The organism is Methylobacterium sp. Leaf111, assembly GCF_001423285.1.
Taxonomy (GTDB): Bacteria; Pseudomonadota; Alphaproteobacteria; order Rhizobiales; family Beijerinckiaceae; genus Methylobacterium.
Genome location: NZ_LMNE01000005.1, coordinates 25,481 through 42,536, shown reverse-complemented (window position 1 = coordinate 42,536; position 17,056 = coordinate 25,481). Strand labels below are relative to the sequence as shown.

The 17,056-nt window shown below is 69.8% G+C and carries 15 protein-coding genes, 1 other RNA gene and 3 pseudogenes; 6 read left to right on the top strand and 13 right to left on the bottom strand.

Features of this window, described 5'->3' with window-relative positions; translation table 11 throughout:
• Positions 1 to 99: 99 nt before the first annotated feature.
• Positions 100 to 354, bottom strand: coding sequence for a 50S ribosomal protein L31 (gene rpmE / locus ASF41_RS06275; protein WP_055948879.1), 255 nt, complete (start codon positions 352 to 354; stop codon positions 100 to 102).
• A gap of 178 nt (positions 355 to 532) precedes the next feature.
• Between rpmE and ASF41_RS06270 the strand changes: the two genes are divergently transcribed.
• Complete coding sequence (locus ASF41_RS06270; RefSeq protein ID WP_056491735.1) at positions 533 to 2,380, top strand: ABC transporter transmembrane domain-containing protein; 1,848 nt, start codon at positions 533 to 535, stop codon at positions 2,378 to 2,380.
• A 35-nt stretch (positions 2,381 to 2,415) separates the two neighbouring features.
• Here ASF41_RS06270 and moeB read toward each other — a convergent pair whose 3' ends face one another.
• Entirely contained in the window at positions 2,416 to 3,198 is a 783-nt protein-coding gene (moeB, locus tag ASF41_RS06265; protein WP_056275725.1) for a molybdopterin-synthase adenylyltransferase MoeB, read from the bottom strand.
• Between the two features lie 112 nt (positions 3,199 to 3,310).
• Here moeB and dapE point away from each other — a divergent pair, with 112 nt between their 5' ends.
• Positions 3,311 to 4,522 (top strand): succinyl-diaminopimelate desuccinylase, encoded by a 1,212-nt coding sequence (gene dapE / locus ASF41_RS06260; protein ID WP_056491733.1) that lies wholly within the window; start codon positions 3,311 to 3,313, stop codon positions 4,520 to 4,522.
• Between the two features lie 32 nt (positions 4,523 to 4,554).
• Here the strand turns inward: dapE and truA are convergent.
• The 4 genes and pseudogenes from truA to recR form a co-directional block, all read right to left on the bottom strand.
• A pseudogene (gene truA, locus ASF41_RS06255) lies at positions 4,555 to 5,301 on the bottom strand (tRNA pseudouridine(38-40) synthase TruA); the annotation flags it as partial.
• 19 nt (positions 5,302 to 5,320) lie between these two features.
• A complete protein-coding gene (fmt, locus tag ASF41_RS06250; RefSeq protein WP_056491730.1) occupies positions 5,321 to 6,250 on the bottom strand; it encodes a methionyl-tRNA formyltransferase in 930 nt (309 codons plus the stop codon).
• A 22-nt stretch (positions 6,251 to 6,272) separates the two neighbouring features.
• Complete coding sequence (locus ASF41_RS06245; RefSeq protein WP_056491727.1) at positions 6,273 to 6,788, bottom strand: peptide deformylase; 516 nt, start codon at positions 6,786 to 6,788, stop codon at positions 6,273 to 6,275.
• A 106-nt stretch (positions 6,789 to 6,894) separates the two neighbouring features.
• A complete protein-coding gene (gene recR, locus ASF41_RS06240) occupies positions 6,895 to 7,500 on the bottom strand; it encodes a recombination mediator RecR (protein ID WP_056215269.1) in 606 nt (201 codons plus the stop codon).
• A gap of 426 nt (positions 7,501 to 7,926) precedes the next feature.
• On the opposite strand from recR, the gene ASF41_RS06235 reads away from it, so the two are divergent.
• Positions 7,927 to 9,543: a phosphoenolpyruvate carboxykinase gene (locus ASF41_RS06235; protein WP_056491820.1), complete on the top strand. Its 1,617-nt coding sequence runs from the start codon at positions 7,927 to 7,929 to the stop codon at positions 9,541 to 9,543.
• 58 nt (positions 9,544 to 9,601) lie between these two features.
• Here ASF41_RS06235 and ASF41_RS06230 read toward each other — a convergent pair whose 3' ends face one another.
• From ASF41_RS06230 to ffs, 6 genes and pseudogenes are all read right to left on the bottom strand, one after another.
• Positions 9,602 to 9,934 (bottom strand): hypothetical protein, encoded by a 333-nt coding sequence (locus ASF41_RS06230; protein WP_056215272.1) that lies wholly within the window; start codon positions 9,932 to 9,934, stop codon positions 9,602 to 9,604.
• A 155-nt stretch (positions 9,935 to 10,089) separates the two neighbouring features.
• Positions 10,090 to 11,220, bottom strand: coding sequence for an ATP-binding protein (locus tag ASF41_RS26530; RefSeq protein WP_348271624.1), 1,131 nt, complete (start codon positions 11,218 to 11,220; stop codon positions 10,090 to 10,092).
• A 222-nt stretch (positions 11,221 to 11,442) separates the two neighbouring features.
• Positions 11,443 to 11,763: pseudogene (locus ASF41_RS26525) on the bottom strand (CHASE3 domain-containing protein); the annotation flags it as partial.
• A 347-nt stretch (positions 11,764 to 12,110) separates the two neighbouring features.
• The gene (locus ASF41_RS06220) at positions 12,111 to 12,431 is read right to left on the bottom strand and encodes a YbaB/EbfC family nucleoid-associated protein (protein ID WP_056215279.1); all 321 of its coding nucleotides are present in this window, start codon (positions 12,429 to 12,431) and stop codon (positions 12,111 to 12,113) included.
• Positions 12,432 to 12,498: 67 nt separating this feature from the next.
• The gene (locus ASF41_RS06215; RefSeq protein ID WP_056491724.1) at positions 12,499 to 14,385 is read right to left on the bottom strand and encodes a DNA polymerase III subunit gamma/tau; all 1,887 of its coding nucleotides are present in this window, start codon (positions 14,383 to 14,385) and stop codon (positions 12,499 to 12,501) included.
• Positions 14,386 to 14,453: 68 nt separating this feature from the next.
• Positions 14,454 to 14,550: signal recognition particle sRNA small type (gene ffs / locus ASF41_RS23580), an RNA gene on the bottom strand.
• A 235-nt stretch (positions 14,551 to 14,785) separates the two neighbouring features.
• Between ffs and ASF41_RS06210 the strand changes: the two genes are divergently transcribed.
• Positions 14,786 to 15,253 (top strand): DUF5991 domain-containing protein, encoded by a 468-nt coding sequence (locus tag ASF41_RS06210; protein WP_156653222.1) that lies wholly within the window; start codon positions 14,786 to 14,788, stop codon positions 15,251 to 15,253.
• A 47-nt stretch (positions 15,254 to 15,300) separates the two neighbouring features.
• On the opposite strand, the gene ASF41_RS06205 is transcribed toward ASF41_RS06210, so the two are convergent.
• A complete protein-coding gene (locus tag ASF41_RS06205) occupies positions 15,301 to 15,564 on the bottom strand; it encodes a PepSY domain-containing protein (protein WP_156389713.1) in 264 nt (87 codons plus the stop codon).
• 163 nt (positions 15,565 to 15,727) lie between these two features.
• Between ASF41_RS06205 and ASF41_RS06200 the strand changes: the two are divergent.
• A pseudogene (locus ASF41_RS06200) lies at positions 15,728 to 16,369 on the top strand (magnesium chelatase domain-containing protein); the annotation flags it as partial.
• A gap of 354 nt (positions 16,370 to 16,723) precedes the next feature.
• Positions 16,724 to 16,933, top strand: coding sequence for a hypothetical protein (locus ASF41_RS24660; protein ID WP_056491718.1), 210 nt, complete (start codon positions 16,724 to 16,726; stop codon positions 16,931 to 16,933).
• Positions 16,934 to 17,056 lie beyond the last annotated feature (123 nt).

The window sequence follows — 17,056 nt, the reverse complement described above, 5'->3', positions numbered from 1 at the left end:
GATTGGAAACGCAGAACGGGCGGCTCCGGGGGGGAGCCGCCCGTTCTGCGTTGTAAGGGGTCCGCCGCCGCGTCGGCACGGCGGCGGACCAAGATGGCCTTACTTCTTGCCGAAGGAGAGGGCGCCGAAGCGCGAGTTGAAGCGCGAGACGCGGCCACCGCGATCGAGCATCTTCTGCTCGCCGCCGGTCCAGGCCGGATGGGTGTTCGGGTCGATGTCGAGGTTGAGGGTGTCGCCCTCCTTGCCGTAGGTCGACCGGGTCATGTACTCGGACCCGTCGGTCATCACGACCTTGATGAAGTGGTAGTCGGGATGCTCGGTACCCTTGGCCTTGTCGGCCGCGCTCTTTGCCATGACGAAATCCTTGAATAGCCAAGCCGACCGGCCCGTCTGGCGGCCCGCGGCCATAGATCACGCGCAATCGGATGAAGGCGCGCCTATACCTCACGCACCTTCGCCCGACAAGCGTGCGCCGCCCGAAGAGACCGCCGGACGGTCGCTTTTCCTGGAAGACCAACGATGACGAGGCACCATGGCTCGCGGCCGTGACAAGAAAATTCCCGGGGAGGCCCGGCCGAAGGCACCGCTCGGTTCGCTCCGCCCGCTGATTCCGTTCGCGATGGTCTATCGCGGCCGGATGCTCGCGGCGTTCCTGGCCCTCCTGGCCGCTTCGGGCGCGACCCTCGTGGTCCCGATCGCCCTGCGCCGGGTCATCGACCACGGCTTCTCGCCCGAGGGCCAGGGGGTGATCGACACCTACTTCGCCGCCCTGATCGGTGTCGTGGCGGTGCTCGCCCTCTCCAGCGGGGCGCGCTACTACACGGTCGCGACGCTGGGTGAACGCGTGGTGGCGGATCTGCGCACCGCCGTGTTCCGGCGCCTGACCCAGCTCGATCCCGCCTTCTTCGACCGCTCGCTCTCGGGCGAGATCATCTCGCGCCTCACCGCGGATGCCACGCAGGTGAAGGCCGTCTTCGGCGTCTCGATCTCGATCCTGCTGCGCAACGCCTTTCTCTTCACGGGCGCGGTGGTGATGATGGTCATCACGAGCCCGAAGCTGTCGGTCCTCGTCCTGGCGGCGATTCCCCTCATCGTCTTCCCGCTGATCCTCTCCGGGCGCGGCGTGCGGCGCCGGTCCCGGGCGGCGCAGGACCGCCTCGCCGACGCCTCGGCCTATGCCGCCGAGGCCGTGAACGCGATCCGCACCATGCAGGCCTTCGGCATGGGCCGGACCACCGCGAGCCGCTTCGCCGCGGCCGCCGAGAACGCCTATGCGGCCGCGCGGGATTCGATCCAGGCGCGGGCGCTCCTCACCGGCGTCGCCATCTTCCTCATCTCCGCCAGCGTCGTCGGCGTCATGTGGTACGGCGCGCAAGGGGTCCTGGCCGGGACCATGACGGCGGGTCAGCTCTCGCAGTTCGTCCTCTACGCGGTGTTCGGCGCGAGCGCCCTCGGGCAGCTCTCGGAGGTCTATGGTGAACTCGCCCAGGCGGCCGGCGCCGCCGAGCGCCTCGGCGAGATCCTGGCGGCCGAATCGACGATCCGCACACCGGCCGAGCCGCTGGCCCTGCCGGTGCCCGCCAAGGGCGCCGTGGCCTTCGAAGCCGTGCGCTTCCTGTACCCGGCCCGGCCCGACCATCCCGCGCTCGACGGCATCCGCTTCACGATCGCGCCGGGCGAGCGGGTGGCCCTCGTCGGTCCGTCGGGCGCCGGCAAGACCACGGTGCTGCAATTGCTGCTGCGCTTCTACGACCCGCAATCCGGCCTCATCCGGGTCGATGGCGTCGACATTGCCCAGGTCGACCCGGAGCAGCTGCGCGAGCGCCTCGCCCTGGTACCGCAGGACCCGACGGTGTTTTCCGGCTCGGTGCTCGAGAACATCCGGTACGGCCGGCCCGAGGCCACCGAGGCCCAGGTCCAGCGCGCGGCCGAACTCGCCCATGCGGACGGCTTCATCCAGGCCCTGCCGCAGGGCTACGCCACGACGGTGGGCGAGCGCGGCGTCACCCTTTCCGGCGGCCAGCGCCAGCGGGTGGCGATCGCCCGCGCCATCCTCAAGGACGCACCGATCCTCCTTCTCGACGAGGCGACCTCGGCCCTCGACGCCGAGAGCGAGCGCGCGGTGCAGACCGCCCTCGATACCCTGATGCGCGGTCGCACCACCCTAGTCATCGCGCACCGCCTGGCGACGATCCGCAAGGCGGACCGCATCCTGGTCCTCGACGGCGGCCGGATCGTCGAGAGCGGCACCCACGAGAGCCTGCTGGCGCAGGGCGCGCTGTACGCGCAGCTCGCGGCGCTGCAGTTCACCGATGCCCATGACGACGGCCCGCGTGCCCGGGAAGCCCGACCCCTCCTCGACGCGCTGCCGGCGGAGTAGGGCCGGACGAGCGACCGCGCCCGGTCGCGGGGGGATCAGCCCTCCGTGCCGGTTCCGTTGAGCGGGTTGGCCTCGTCCCAGGCGTAGCCGAGGGTCTCGAAGCGCATCGCGCGGGTGTCGACCATGAGAAGGCGGCCCACGAGGGGCTCGCCGAAATCCGTCACCGTGCGGATCACCTCCAGGGCCATCAGCGAGCCCATGATACCGGCAAGCGCGCCGAGCACGCCGGCCTCGGCACAGGGGGCGACGCTGCCGGGCGGCGGCGGGTTCGGGAACAGGCAGCGATAGGTCGGGTTCGGGCGCCCGCGTGCATCGGTCTCGTAGGGTCGTAGCGTGGTCAGCGAACCGTCGAAGCGCCCGAGCGCCGCCGTCACCAGCGGGCGCCGCGCGTGGAAGCAGGCATCCGAGACCGCGTAGCGCGTGGCGAAGTTGTCGGACCCGTCGGCCACCACGTCGTAGGCGCCGATGAGGTCCGGGGCGTTCTCCGGGGTCAGCCGCAGCGCGTGCGCCTCCACGGCGACGTGCGGGTTCAGACGCGACACCGCCTGGGCCGCACTCTCGACCTTGCGCCGGCCGATATCGGGAGTCGCGTGGATGACCTGCCGCTGCAGGTTCGACAGGGAAACGGTGTCGTCGTCGACGATGCCGATGGCCCCGATCCCGGCGGCGGCGAGGTACTGGATCAGCGGGGCGCCGAGACCGCCGGCCCCGACGACGAGGACGCGGGCGGCCTTCAGCCGGGCCTGGCCCGGGCCGCCGACCTCCGGCAGGACGAGGTGGCGGGCATAGCGTTCGACTTCGTCGGGGGAGAGGGCCATGCCCTGCAGATAAGCCCCCCCGCCGCGCGGCGAAAGGCCGGCCGCGAATTGCACCCCCGCGCGCTCGCGCTTATGGCCCTCCGCACCCGGACATCACGCGAGAGTCCCGCCCGTGCCGAACGCGTCCCTCGATCGCTCCCCCCTCGCCCTCGCCCAGAGCCTGATCCGCTGTCCCTCGGTGACCCCGGAGGAGGGGGGGGCGCTCGCCTGGCTCGCCGGCATTCTCGAAGGGGCGGGGTTCAGCGTGGAGCGCCCGCGCTTCTCGGAACCCGGCACGCCCGACATCGACAATCTCTACGCCCGCATTGGCACGCGCGCGCCCTTCCTGCTGTTCGCCGGCCACACCGACGTGGTGCCCCCCGGCGACGTCGCCCGCTGGCGCCACGGCCCCTTCGCCGGGACCGTGGAGAACGGGGTGCTGTACGGGCGCGGGGCCGTCGACATGAAGGGCGGCATCGCCTGCATGCTGGCCGCCGCTCTCGACTACCTCGACGTGGCCGGGCCGGACGTTCCGGGCTCGATCGGCTTCCTCATCACCGGTGACGAGGAGGGGCCGGCGATCAACGGCACGGTGAAGCTCCTCGAATGGGCCCGGGCCCGGGGCGAGCGCTTCGACCACTGCCTCCTGGGCGAGCCGACCAACCCGGACGTTCTCGGCGACATGATCAAGATCGGCCGACGCGGCTCGCTCACCGGTCGGCTGACGGTGCACGGGCGCCAGGGCCACGTCGCCTATCCTGACCTCGCCGAGAATCCGATTCCCGGCCTGCTGCGCCTCGCCTCCGCGCTGCTGGCCGCGCCGCTCGACGCCGGAACCCAGCATTTCGGCGCCTCGAATCTCGAATTCACCACCCTCGACGTCGGCAACACGGCGACCAACGTCATCCCGGGCGAGGCGCACGGCACCTTCAACGTCCGGTTCAACGACCGCTGGACTGCCGAGACCCTGGGTGCCGAGATCCGGAGCCGCCTCGACGCCGCCGCGGGCCGGAGCGTGCGCTACAGTCTCGACCTCCTGCCTTCGAACTCACCGGCCTTCCTCACCGAGCCCGACGCCTTCACCGAACTGGTCGCCGGCGCCATCGCCACCGAGACCGGCCGCCGCCCGGTGCTCTCGACCACGGGCGGCACTTCCGATGCGCGCTTCATCAAGGACGCCTGCCCGGTCCTCGAGTTCGGCCTCGTCGGCCAGACCATGCACCAGACCGACGAGTGCGTGCCGGTCGCCGACCTGAACCGGCTGACGGCGATCTACACCCGGGTGCTGGCGGCGTATTTCGCTGGGCGGCAGGCCGACTGCTCGACGTCACCCTCCAGCCCATAGCTCTCGCGCGAACCCGGGTGTGTGCGATCGCCGTAGTCGACGCCGACCAGGGTCAGCCCGCAGGCCGGCGCCAACGGTCCGCAACGGCGGCGGTCCCGGCTCGACAGGATGTCGCTCACGTCGTCGGCGCTGATGCGACCGCTGCCGGCCAGCATCAGGGTGCCGACCATCGAGCGGACCTGATGATGCAGGAACGCGCGGGCGGAGGTCGCCACCACGATCTCGTCGTGCAGGCCCATCGGCACGACGGCGACATCGAGTTGATCGAGAGTTCGGATCGGGCTTTTCGCCTGGCACTCGGCGGCCCGGAAGGCGGTGAAGTCGTGCAGCCCGAGGAGGCGAGGGGCTGCGGCCTGCATCAGTCCGACATCGAGGGCCCAGGGCACCTGCCAGACATGGGCGCGGTTGAGCACGGGAGGGCTGCGCCGGTTGAGGATGCGGTAGCGGTAGTGCCGGCGGGTGGCGGAGTGGCGCGCGTTGAAGTCGGCGCCGACGATCTCGGCGCTGAGGATCGCCACCGGGTTCGGGCGCAGGTGTGCGTTAAGCGCGTCGCGTACCACGTCGGTGCGCCAGTCCCGCGCGAGGTCGAGATGCGCTACCTGGTGCGTGGCGTGGACGCCGGTATCGGTGCGGCCGGCGCAGGTCAGGCCCGCGACTTCGCCGGAGAAGCGCTTGACCGCCGACTCGATCGCCCCCTGGACGGAGGGCTGCGCGGTCTGGCGCTGCCAGCCGCAGAACGGGCTCCCGTCGTACTCGATCACGAGCTTGTAGCGCGGCATCAGGTGCGGCCCGGTTCCGTCATGCCAGCCGCGTGCCCGGCGTCCGGTGGGTGCCGCGCATAAACTCGGCCCCGCTGCTGACGCCCCCCTTTCCGGCGCGGCGCAGCGCGCACAGGTGCACGGCGCCCTCGCCGCAGGCAACCGTGCCGTCCGTGTCGAGGAGCGTGCCCGGAGCGCCGGAGCCCGGCACGGCCTCGGCCGAGAGCACCTTCACCCGCTCCGGGCCCTTGCCGAAATCCGCCTCGAAGAAGGCGCCGGGAAAGGGCGACAGGCCGTTGACGTGGTCGGCGACCGCGTGGGCCGGGCGGGTCCAGTCGATGCGGGCCTCCTCGTTGGTGATCTTGTGGGCGTAGACCACGCCGTCCTGGGCCTGGGGCGTGAAGGCGAGCGTGCCCCGCTCCAGATTCCGGAGCGCGCGGGCCATGAGGTCGGCGCCGAGCGGCATCAGCGCGTCGTGGAGTTGCCCCGCCGTCATGCCGGGGGTGATGGGAATCCGCGCCTCCAGCGCCACGGGGCCGGTATCGAGGCCGGCCTCCATCCGCATGATGCCGACGCCGCTCTGCGCATCGCCGGCCATCACGGCACGCTGGATCGGGGCGGCGCCGCGCCAGCGGGGCAGGAGCGAGCCGTGCAGGTTGAGGCAGCCGTGGCGCGGCAGGTCGAGGATCGCCTGGGGGAGAAGCAGGCCGTAGGCGACCACCACGGCGACATCGGCCCCGTGGCCGGCGAAGGTCGCGGCAGCCTCAGGTCCCTTCAGGCTCGCGGGTGTCAGCACCGGCGCGCCGAGGCTCTCGGCCATCGCCTGCACGGGGGAGGGCTTGAGCGCCATGCCGCGTCCGGCCTTGGCCGGCGCACGGGTGTAGACCGCCGCGATGGCGTGGCCGTCGGCGGCGAGGCGCGCCAGGGTCGGCACCGCGAAATCCGGCGTGCCCATGAAGACGACGCGCATGGCTCTACCCCCGCACCCGGTCTCAAACGTCGCCGCGCTTGGCCGCCTTGGCGAACTTCTTCACTACCCGGTCGCGCTTCAGCTTCGACAGGTGGTCGATGAACAGCACCCCGTCGAGGTGGTCGATCTCGTGCTGGATGCAGGTGGCCAGCAGGCCGTCGGCCTCGATCTCCTGTTCCGTGCCGTCGAGGTTGCGGAAACGGACGCGCACGCGGTCGGGCCGCTCGACCTCCCCGTAGAATTCGGGGATCGACAGGCATCCCTCGTCGTAGATCCGCTTCTCCTCCGAGGCCCAGACGATCTCGGGATTGAGGAAGACCTGCGGCTGGCGGTCGTTCTCGTCCTTCGAGGTGTCGATGGTGACGATGCGCTTCGGTACGCCGATCTGGATCGCCGCGAGGCCCACGCCGGGAGCGTCGTACATGGTCTCCAGCATGTCGGCGGCGAGCGTGCGGATCTCGTCGGTCACCAGGCCGACTGGCTCGGAGGCAAGGCGCAGGCGCGCGTCGGGCAGGATCACGAGGGGGCGGATGGTCATGGGGCGATCGGACTTGCAACGGGTGCGGGGCGGGCGGCGGCCCTGAGCCCCCGCAGATACGGGCGCGCCGGAGTCCGGTCAAATACCGGCTCCGCGTGGTCCGGAGTCAGAACGGGGTGCGGCTGCGGATCGCGGCGGTGAGGGTGCCCTCGTCGAGGTAGTCGAGTTCGCCCCCGACCGGGACGCCATGGGCGAGGCGGGTCACCTTGAGCCCGTGCGCCTTCAGGGATTCCGTGACGTAATGGGCGGTCGTCTGCCCGTCGACGGTGGCGTTGAGGGCCAGGATGATCTCCCGCATGGCCGGGTCGGCGGCGCGGGCCACGAGGCTGTCGAGGTTGAGATGCTCGGGCCGTACGCCGTCGAGGGCCGAGAGCACGCCGCCGAGGACGTGGTAGCGGGCCGTCACCGCCCCCGAGCGCTCCAGGGCCCAGAGGTCCGAAACGTCCTCCACCACCACCAGGGTGGCCGGGTCGCGGCTCTCGTCGCAGCAGATCGTGCAGGGGTCGCGCGTATCGACGTTGCCACACGCTTGGCACACGACGATCCGCTCCGAGGCCACCCGCATCGCGTCCGCCAGCGGCGCCAGGAGCGTCTCGCGCTTCTTGATGAGCTGCAGGGCGGCGCGGCGGGCGGAGCGAGGTCCCAGACCCGGCATACGGGCCAGAAGCTGGATCAGGCGCTCGATCTCGGGACCGGCGACGGCTTGTGCCATGGACGCAAATTCTCGTGACGGTTGGGACACCCACGCGGCAGATTACGGAGCAGGCGGGCGGATGGGACGGTACGGCGGTGCCGAACGGGTGCGACCGGCTCTTCAGCCTCGTCCGAAATAGGGTTTCCGGCCCGAAATTTCGCCCCCCGGCGTCGCGAAAACGCGGCGAAAGAACCTGCCGCACCGGCCTGCTTCCAAGGAGACTTCGTCGTTCCGCCGTTTCATGTAAGTCTTTTTGTTGGTCAACAAGCGGATTGACGGCAAATCGTCCGTCTCTATGCAGGAAGGGCGCGGCTTTCGAGCGGTGAACCTGCGCGCGGTGGACCTGACCAACCACGCGGACGCTCGAAAGCCGAACGACGTCGGAGAGCCGACGGCTCCCGGTAATGGGTGGCGACGCGATCAGGTGCCCGAGGAGAGATGAGCGTGACCAATATCGGCGAATTCAATGCAGCGCAGGGTTCCGAAGCCATCGGGCTGCGCAACCTGAAGGCGGTCCACTGGAACCTTGAGGTTCCCCGCCTCTACGAGGAGGCCCTGGCCCGCGGCGAGGGACAGCTCGCCCGCGGCGGCGCCTTCGTGGCCACCACCGGGTCCCACACCGGCCGCTCGCCCAAGGACAAGTTCGTGGTGCGCGACGCCGCCACGGAGAACCAGATCTGGTGGGACAACAACGGCGCGATCACGCCCGAGCAGTTCGAGACCCTGTACGCCGATTTCCTCGCCCATGCGGAGGGCCGTGAGCTGTTCGCGCAGGACCTGCGCGGCGGGGCCGACCCGTCGCACGGCGTCAATGCGCGGGTGTACACGGAGCTCGCCTGGCACTCCCTCTTCATCCGCAACCTGCTGATCCGGCCGGATCGCGCGTCCCTTGCGGACTACGTCCCCGAGTTGACGATCATCGACCTGCCGAGCTTTCAGGCCGAGCCGCACCGGCACGGCTGCCGCTCGAAGACGGTGATCGCCATCAACTTCGCGCGCAAGCTCGTCCTCATCGGCGGCTCGGCCTATGCCGGCGAGATGAAGAAATCGGTCTTCACGTATCTCAATTATGTGCTCCCCGGCGCTGGCGTGATGCCGATGCACTGCTCGGCCAACGCGGCCCTCGACGAAGCCGGCGACTCGGCCCTGTTCTTCGGCCTGTCGGGCACCGGCAAGACCACCCTCTCGAACGATTCCTCCCGCCAGCTCCTGGGCGACGACGAGCACGGCTGGAGCCAGGACGGCATCTTCAACTTCGAAGGCGGCTGCTACGCCAAGACTATCCGTCTCTCGCGCAACGCCGAGCCGGAGATCTACGCCACCACCGAGCGCTTCGGCACGGTGATGGAGAACGTGGTGATCGACCCGGAGACCCGGGTCCCGGATTTCGACGACGCCTCGCTCACCGAGAACACCCGCTGCGCCTACCCGCTCGACTTCATCGCCAATGCGAGCGCGACGGGACGCGCCGCGCACCCCAAGAACATCGTTATGCTCACCTGCGATGCCTTCGGCGTGATGCCGCCGATCGCTCGGCTGACCGGCGCCGAGGCGATGTACCACTTCCTCTCCGGCTACACCGCCAAGGTCGCCGGCACGGAGCGCGGGCTGACCGCACCGGAGGCGACGTTCTCGACCTGCTTCGGCGCGCCGTTCATGCCCCGCCACCCCAGCGTCTACGGCAACCTGCTGCGGGACCTCATCGCCCATCACGAGGTCGATTGCTGGCTCGTGAACACAGGCTGGACCGGGGGCGGCGTCGGCACCGGGCGCCGCATGCCGATCCGGGTCACCCGCCGCCTGCTCACGGCCGCCCTGGACGGCTCCCTGGCGCATGTCGAGTTCCGGCGCGATCCCTATTTCGGCTTCCGGGTTCCCGTCGCGGTACCGGGCGTCGAGACGGAGGTGCTGTCTCCGATCGAGACCTGGACCAACAAGGCGGCCTTCCACGAGACCGCGACGCGCCTCGTCACGATGTTCCAGGAGAACTTCAAGCGCTTCGCCGCCCACGTGGACGCGGAGGTCCGCGCCGCCGAGCCGGTGCTCTCCGCGGCCGCCTGAGCGCCGGCCATCTGGGGCGCGGCGCGTCCGCGTCCCGGCACGGGGTCCGATGGGGGCGCTACGGTTTCGGGGTCGCTCCGCGCGCGGGATCCTCGTCGCACAGGACATCGTCGCACAGGACCTCGGGGGCATTCTCCCGCGCTTCGCGAAAGAGGACGCCGACTTCGTTCCCGCTGGACCAGATCGTCTGCGCCCGGTAGGCGGTGTCGCCCGGGTCGAGGAAGAGGTCGAAGCTGTCCGGGACCTCGACCTCCGTGCAGAAGGCGACGCGGGCCCCGATGGGCGACAGGTTTCGCACGAGGCAGGGCGTCGTCTCGGCCGATGCCCCGTCGAGGGCAACACGACCGGACAGATGCGTCAGGGCCCGAACGGCGTTGCGATGCTCATCCATGCCTGCAACAGACACGGGCATCCGTTAAGACAGCCCGACTCCGATCGGTGAAAAGCGGGGCTATCGGCCGTAGACCGGTTGATGGCGGAGCAGATCGTGTCTCGAACCACGGATTCGGCGCGCCGGAGTGCCGGACGGGGCCCGCGCGGGATGGCTCAGGCCGCCTCGCGCACCATCGCCTGGCGCACCTTGAGGGCCAGCTGCTCCAGGGTATAGGGCTTGGCCAGCAACTGTACGTCGGCGTCGACCAGCCCGTTATGCACGATGGCGTTGCGGGTATAGCCGGTCGTGAAGAGCACCGGCAGGTCGGGCCGGCGCTCGTGGACGGCCTGGGCGAGCTCGCGGCCGTTGACCTCCGGCATGACCACGTCGGTGAAGAGCAGCGCGATCTCGGGATGCGTGTCGAGCTTCTGCAGGGCGTCCTTGGCACCCTCCGCATGGATCACGGTGTAACGCAGGTCGCGCAGGGCCGCGACGGCGAGGTCGCGCACCCCGTCCTCGTCCTCGACGACCAGGATCGCCTCCCGGGCCGAGCCCTCCGGGAGCATCGTCGGCGTGACCCGCGCCATCTCGGCGGCGTCGCCGAGATGGCGCGGCAGGTAGAGCCGGACCGTCGTTCCCCGCCCGGGTTCGGAATAGATCGCCACGTGGCCGCCGGACTGGCGGACGAAGCCGTAGACCTGGCTGAGACCGAGCCCGGTGCCCTGTCCGACGGGTTTCGTCGTGAAGAACGGATCGAACGCCTTGGCAGCGACGTCGGGCGGCATGCCGCCGCCGCTGTCGGTGAGGGCGACAAGGACGTATGGGCCGGCCGGAACGCCGGGATTCCGGGCGGCATAGACCTCGTCGAGATGGACGTTGTCGGTCTCGATGACGAGTCGGCCACCCTTCGGCATCGCGTCGCGGGCGTTCACCGCGAGGTTGAGAATCGCGTTCTCCAACTGGTTGGCATCGGCCTTCGTGGTCCAGAGGTCGGGGGCCGCCACGGTCTCGATCCGGATGGATTCGCCCAGGCTGCGGCGCAGCAGGTCGGACATCGCGGCAATGAGGCGGTTGCAGGCGATGGCCTCCGGGGCGAGGGGCTGCTTGCGGGCGAAGGCGAGCAGCCGATGCGTGAGGGTCGCTGCCCGGTCTGCGGCCTTGAGGGCCTGCTCGGCGTAGCGCTCCACCGCCCGCTCTCCGCGTTCCAGGCGTCGCTTGAGGAGGCTGAGATTGCCGATGACGATCGCCAGCATGTTGTTGAAGTCGTGCGCGAGGCCGCCGGTGAGCTGCCCGAGGGCTTCCATCTTCTGGGATTGGCGCAGCCGATCCTCCAGCATGTCGCGGGTGGCGGCGGCCTCGATCAGGGACGCGTTCGCCTCCTGCAGGGCCGCGTGGGCGCGAAGGGTCCGCTGATGGCGCCGGCTCGCGTCGATCACCACGTACGCGCCGAGGAGGACGATCAGGACCACGGCCGCCGCGACGGCGAGCTGCACCTGGCGGGCAGCCTCGCCCGCCTGTTCCTGTCGACTGATCAGGCGGCGATAATTGTCGGCCTGCGCCTCACCGAAGAGCGAGCGGATCTCGTCCATGAGGTGCTTGCCCTCGCCGGAGCGCATGCGCGCCAGGGCCGCTTCCACCTGGCCGGTGCGGCGCAGGGCGACGGTCTCGCGCATCTCCCCGAGCTTGGCCTCGGCGGCGCGGCTGAGCCGGGCGATGATCGCCGCCATGCCCGAATTGCGCGCAACGGCTTCCGCGATGGTGGACAGGCGGCCGGGCGTCCTCGCGCCGGCTTCCTCGTAGAGCTTGAGGTAGGTCTCGTCGCCCGAGAGGAGAAACCCGCGCTGTCCCGATTCCGCATCCTAGAGGCCGGAATACAGGGTGAAGATGGCGTCCCGGATGCGGACGCTGCGGCGCAGTTCGGCTCGGTTCGCATCCTGCTCCGCAACCAGATTGGCTGTCGCAGCAGCTGTCGCGATCAGAAGTAGAAATCCGATGATGAGAGGCGCAATGTCCCTGAAGCGTCTAGGTACAGCCTTGGGCTGTATCGGCGTAGCCCGAGGAAGATGCGCATCAAAGTTCGTGATCCAGCCGGCGGGAGAACGTTGGAGCCCCAACGTTCCACTCCGACCAGCCTATGGCAACGCTTCGGCGACCAAATTGTGATCGATGTTGCCGAATTGCCGGGTTGACGGTCTCAGAACAACTTCATGCCCGGGGGGATCGGCAGGCCCTTGGTGAGTTCGGCCATCCGCTCGGCTGCAACCTGTTCGGCCTTGCCGCGGGCATCGTTGACCGCCGCAACGATGAGGTCCTCCAGGATCTCGCGCTCGTCGGCCACGAGCATGGCGGGGTCGATCTGTACACCCTTCACGAGGCCTTTGGCCGTCATCGTCACGCGGACGGCGCCCCCGCCCGACGCACCCGACACCTCGACGGTGTCGAGTTCGTCCTGCAGGGAGGCCATTTTCTCCTGCATCGCCTGGGCCTGCTTCATGATGCCCATGAGGTCGCGCATCGGGTCTGCCCTCTCTGTCGTTCCGGAACCGGGATGGATCACATCTGGGGCGCCACGGCCCCGGAGGCTATGTCTCGTCGTCGGGCTCGTCGGTCTCGGCCTCGCCGGTAGGCGCGGCCTCGATCGCCGGCGATCCCTCGGGCGCCTTGTCGCGCACGTCGACGATCTGCGCTCCGGGAAACCGGGCCAGGACCTCGCGGACCAGGGGATGGGCGGCGGCGTTCTGGTGGCGGGTCTCGGTGGCGGCGCGCGCGGTGGCGTCGAGGGTCGGCTCGCCGGCCTCCTTCGACAGGGCGACGATCCAGCGCCGGCCGGTCCAGGCGTCCAGGGCGCGGGCGAGGTCGTTGGCGATGCTCTGGCGCCCCCCGTCGGCGAGGCGGAACTCGATGCGCCCCTCCTCGAAGCGCACGAGGTGGACCTCGCGCTCCAGGGCCATCTTCAGGCCGATGTCGCGCTTGGCATCGGCCAGGGCGACGACGTCGGTGAACCGGAGGAGGCGCGGCCCTTCGGGCTGCGGCGCGGGAGCCGGGCTCGCGAGGGCGGGGCGCGACCCGCCGCCATTGGCCGCCATGGTCAGGGCGGGGCGCGGCGGCGGCGCCTCCCCGGAAAAGGTCGGGATCGGTGGCAGGGCCGGGCGGCTCTCGGCCATCGCGGGGGCCGGCGACGGCGACGGGGATTGGGCGAGGGGCTGGGCCGCAGCACCGGAGGCTGCCGCGGGGCCCGTCAGCGCCTGGGCCTTCATCTGGCGCAGGGCCTCGTCCGGGGTTGGCAGGTCGGCCGCGTAGGCGAGGCGCACCAGGGCCATCTCGGCCGCCGCCAGCGGGCGGGTCGCCGTCTGCACCTCGGGGATCGCTTTCAGGAGGATCTGCCAGGCCCGCGACAGCACGCGGACCGAGAGTGTCTTCGCGAACGCGCTCCCACGCGACCGCTCCGCTTCGCTCAGGGTCGGATCGGCGGCAGCCTCGTCCGGCACCAGCTTCAGGCGGGTGACGAGGTGGGTGAAGCTCGCGAGGTCGGACAGGATCACGGCTGGGTCTGCGCCGGCCTCGTACTGCCCGCGCACCTCCGCGAAGGAGGCCGGAATGTCGCCGCGCATCACCGCCTCGAACAGGTCGACGATGCGGCCGCGATCGGCCAGCCCCAGCATGTCGCGCACGCTCTGGGCGCTGACGAGGCCGGCCCCGTGGGCGATCGCCTGGTCGAGGAGCGAGAGCGCGTCGCGCACGGAGCCCTCGGCCGCCCGGGTGATCGCCGCCAGCGCCTCCGCGTCGGCCTCGACGGATTCGGCGGCGCAGATCCGGGCGAGGTGCCCGACCAGGGTTTCGGCCTCGACGCGGCGCAGGTCGAAGCGCTGGCACCGGGACAGGATGGTCACCGGCACCTTGCGGATCTCGGTGGTGGCGAAGACGAACTTGGCGTGCGGCGGTGGCTCCTCCAGGGTCTTCAGGAAGGCGTTGAACGCCTTCTCCGAAAGCATGTGGACCTCGTCGACGATGTAGACCTTGTAGCGGGCCGAGACCGGCGAATAGCGAATGCCGTCGATGATGCCGCGCACGTCGTCGATGCCGGTATGCGAGGCGGCATCCATCTCCAGCACGTCCATGTGCCGGGATTCCATGATGGCCTGGCAGTGCCGGCCGAGCTCCGGCATCGCGATGGTGGGGCCGGTATCGGGATGGCCGTCGCGGACGTAGTTCAGGCCGCGGGCGAGGATTCGGGCGGTGGTGGTCTTGCCGACGCCGCGCACGCCGGTGAGCATCCAGGCCTGGGGGATGCGGTTGGCCGCGAAGGCATTGGCCAGAGTCCGCACCATGGCGCCCTGGCCGATCAGGTCGTCGAAGTTCTGGGGCCGGTATTTGCGCGCCAGCACCCGATAAGGCGTGGCGGCCGGGGTCGGCTCGGGAAGGCCGGGCAGGAGCCCGGCATCGCTCAGAGGACCGGAGGTCGCGTCCATGCCGCCTTGCTGGGTTGGTGCGGCTCCGGTCGGAGGGTGCCGCCACGCGAGCCCGAGGCATCGATAGAGGTGGGAGGCTGGACGAAGACCCGCTCGGTCTCGTTAGGGCTGCTTCCTTCCGGACCTGACCCGGTTGGCGAGTGAAACGTCCCTCGCCAACCTCCCGAGGGCTATATGGCCGCCGTGCGCGACGGATGCAAGCGGACTTCGGGTATTCCAAGCGGCCTCCGGGTATTCCAAGCGAACTCTGGGTATCCAAGCGGACTTCGCGCCTCGGAGGGCGACTCCCGACAGGCCGGTGCGGGCAGGGCGGGGAAGGTGGCCGCGGTGTGCCCGCAAATCGCCCGATCCCTGCGCCAACTTCCGCGTCCTGTCCTGATCGATGATGAGGGAGATGCCGATGACGCGGCGGTTCGGCTTGAGACTGATGGTGTGCACCGGCCTCGTGGCGGGCCTGATGGCGGCATCCGCCGCGCCCGAGGTGCCGGGAGCTTGGGCCGGGCGCTATCTCTACGAGCACGATGGCGGGCGCACCGTCGGTGGGTCGCCGATCGTCGTCACCTACGACCTCGACATCGCTCCGGGACGCGGCAACCGGGACTGTCTGCTGCGGATCGAGGGCTTCCAGACCGATGAGACCATCGTCTGCAAGGCGAGCGGTACGGACGAGCGCTTGTCCGTCGCCTTCCACACCTTCGGCGATGGACGGACGGTCAACGCCTACGGCACGCGGCTCTACGAGGTCGGAACGAACCTTTTCGAGATGCGCCGGGGCGGCGATGCCGTCCTGACGCAGTGGCGGGCGCTCAATCCGAGCGGTGCCGGCTCGGCCGCGCCGGCCGGCACCTACTTCACCCGCAAGGGCTGAACGCCGGAGCAATGCTCCGGCGAAAGGTCACTGCGGAGTGCGCGGGACTATTCGGCCTTGCGCTTCACGATGGCGAAGGTCTTGGGGTCGAGCTCTAGGTCGAACTGCTTTCCGTTGGCGTCGATGGCGTCGTCGACCTCGATCTCGTCGTCCTCGACCTCGATCTTCTTCCACTTGGTGAAGCCTTCCTGCTTCAGAACGGCCTCGATCTTGGTCTGCTCCTCCGGGGTCGGCTTCCGGTCGGCGAAGGCGGAGCCGGTGAAGGCGAGGCCGAGGGCGAGGGCGGCGAGGCCCGTGAGCTTGATCGACATGGTGTCTCCCTGCTGTGTCGAGGAATGTTTCTGACCTCCATCGAACCATTCAGCCCGGATGAGGTTCCTCTCGACGTCGCGCGATGGCTGCGCCCAGAGGTTGTATCCAGGGGCGCCGCCCCCTAGGGTCGCCGGATCTTTCCGCCCCTAAGGTCGATCCAGCATGGTCACGCGCGTCGCCACCGTGGCGTTCGAGGGCATCGAGGCGCGGGCCGTCGATGTCCAGGTTCAGATCGCCCCCGGCATCGTCGCCTTCACGGTGGTGGGCCTCGCCGACAAGGCGGTGGCGGAATCCCGGGAACGCGTGCGGTCGGCCCTGATCGCCTCCGGCCTCGCCCTTCCGGCCAAGCGCATCACCGTCAATCTCGCCCCGGCCGACTTGCCGAAGGAGGGCTCGCACTACGACCTGCCGATTGCCCTGGCGGTGATGGGCGCCATCGGCGCCCTGCCGGCGGATGCGCTCGCGGGCTACTGCGTTCTCGGCGAACTCGCCCTCGACGGCACGATCACGGCGGTGTCCGGTGTGCTGCCCGCCGCCATGGCCGCCAGCGCCCTCGGCCTCGGCCTGATCTGCCCGGCCGCGACGGGGCCGGAGGCCGCCTGGGCCGGCTGCGACCTCGACGTGCTGGCGCCGCGCTCGCTCATCCAGCTCGCCAACCACTTCAAGGGTACCCAGGTCATGGCCAGGCCCCAGCCGGCGGTGGCCGCGCCGGGCGCCGCCCTGCCGGATCTGCGTGACATCAAGGGTCAGGAGGGCGCCAAGCGCGCCTTGGAGATCGCGGCGGCCGGCGGCCACAACCTCCTGACTTGATGGTCGCCCGTATGGCGTCTGCCACGGACCATACGGGCACCCGTAAGTGGTCAGGCTCCAAGCTTGAACTGGATCACCTGAGGCGTGAGAGTGACGTCGGCTTCTATCCACGGCCGGCCGTAAGCAGACCTTCAGAACTCGACCCAACCCGGCCGGTCGGGTCGCCATGGGCGCTTGCCGAAAGCGGCCAATCGACGGCCGTCTGGGTACGTGGGCCAGGGGTGTTACGCAGGCGGTCTGCTATCTTGGTTCTGGGCGATCGGGCGGACCGCCTGACGGGCGCTGATGCGCCTACCCCGTTTCCTCGTGCAATGATTGCAGAGGCAACGGTACTAAAGGATTTTTCAGATGACCTTGGACAAAGGGCATGGGCTCGCCTGGGCAGGCATCGGAAGCGTCATCGTAGCAGGCGTTATCATCGGATGGTTTCTCAACCTGACCGCATTCTTCGGGCCGCAGCTCTGGTTGGGGGTGACAGGCATGGCCGTAGGGGAAATTCTCAGCGCACTTGATCGCATCCGTACCGACCTCCAGGCAGGGCGTAGCCGTATCGATTGACACGACGACAGCGATGCGCTGCCCTGCTGGACGTGTCCGGCCTTATGGGAAGGCACGAGCCCTCCAGGGAACGAACCAGCGACGACCGGGGGTGATGCCGTGCTGAGATTGACAGCGTTTCTT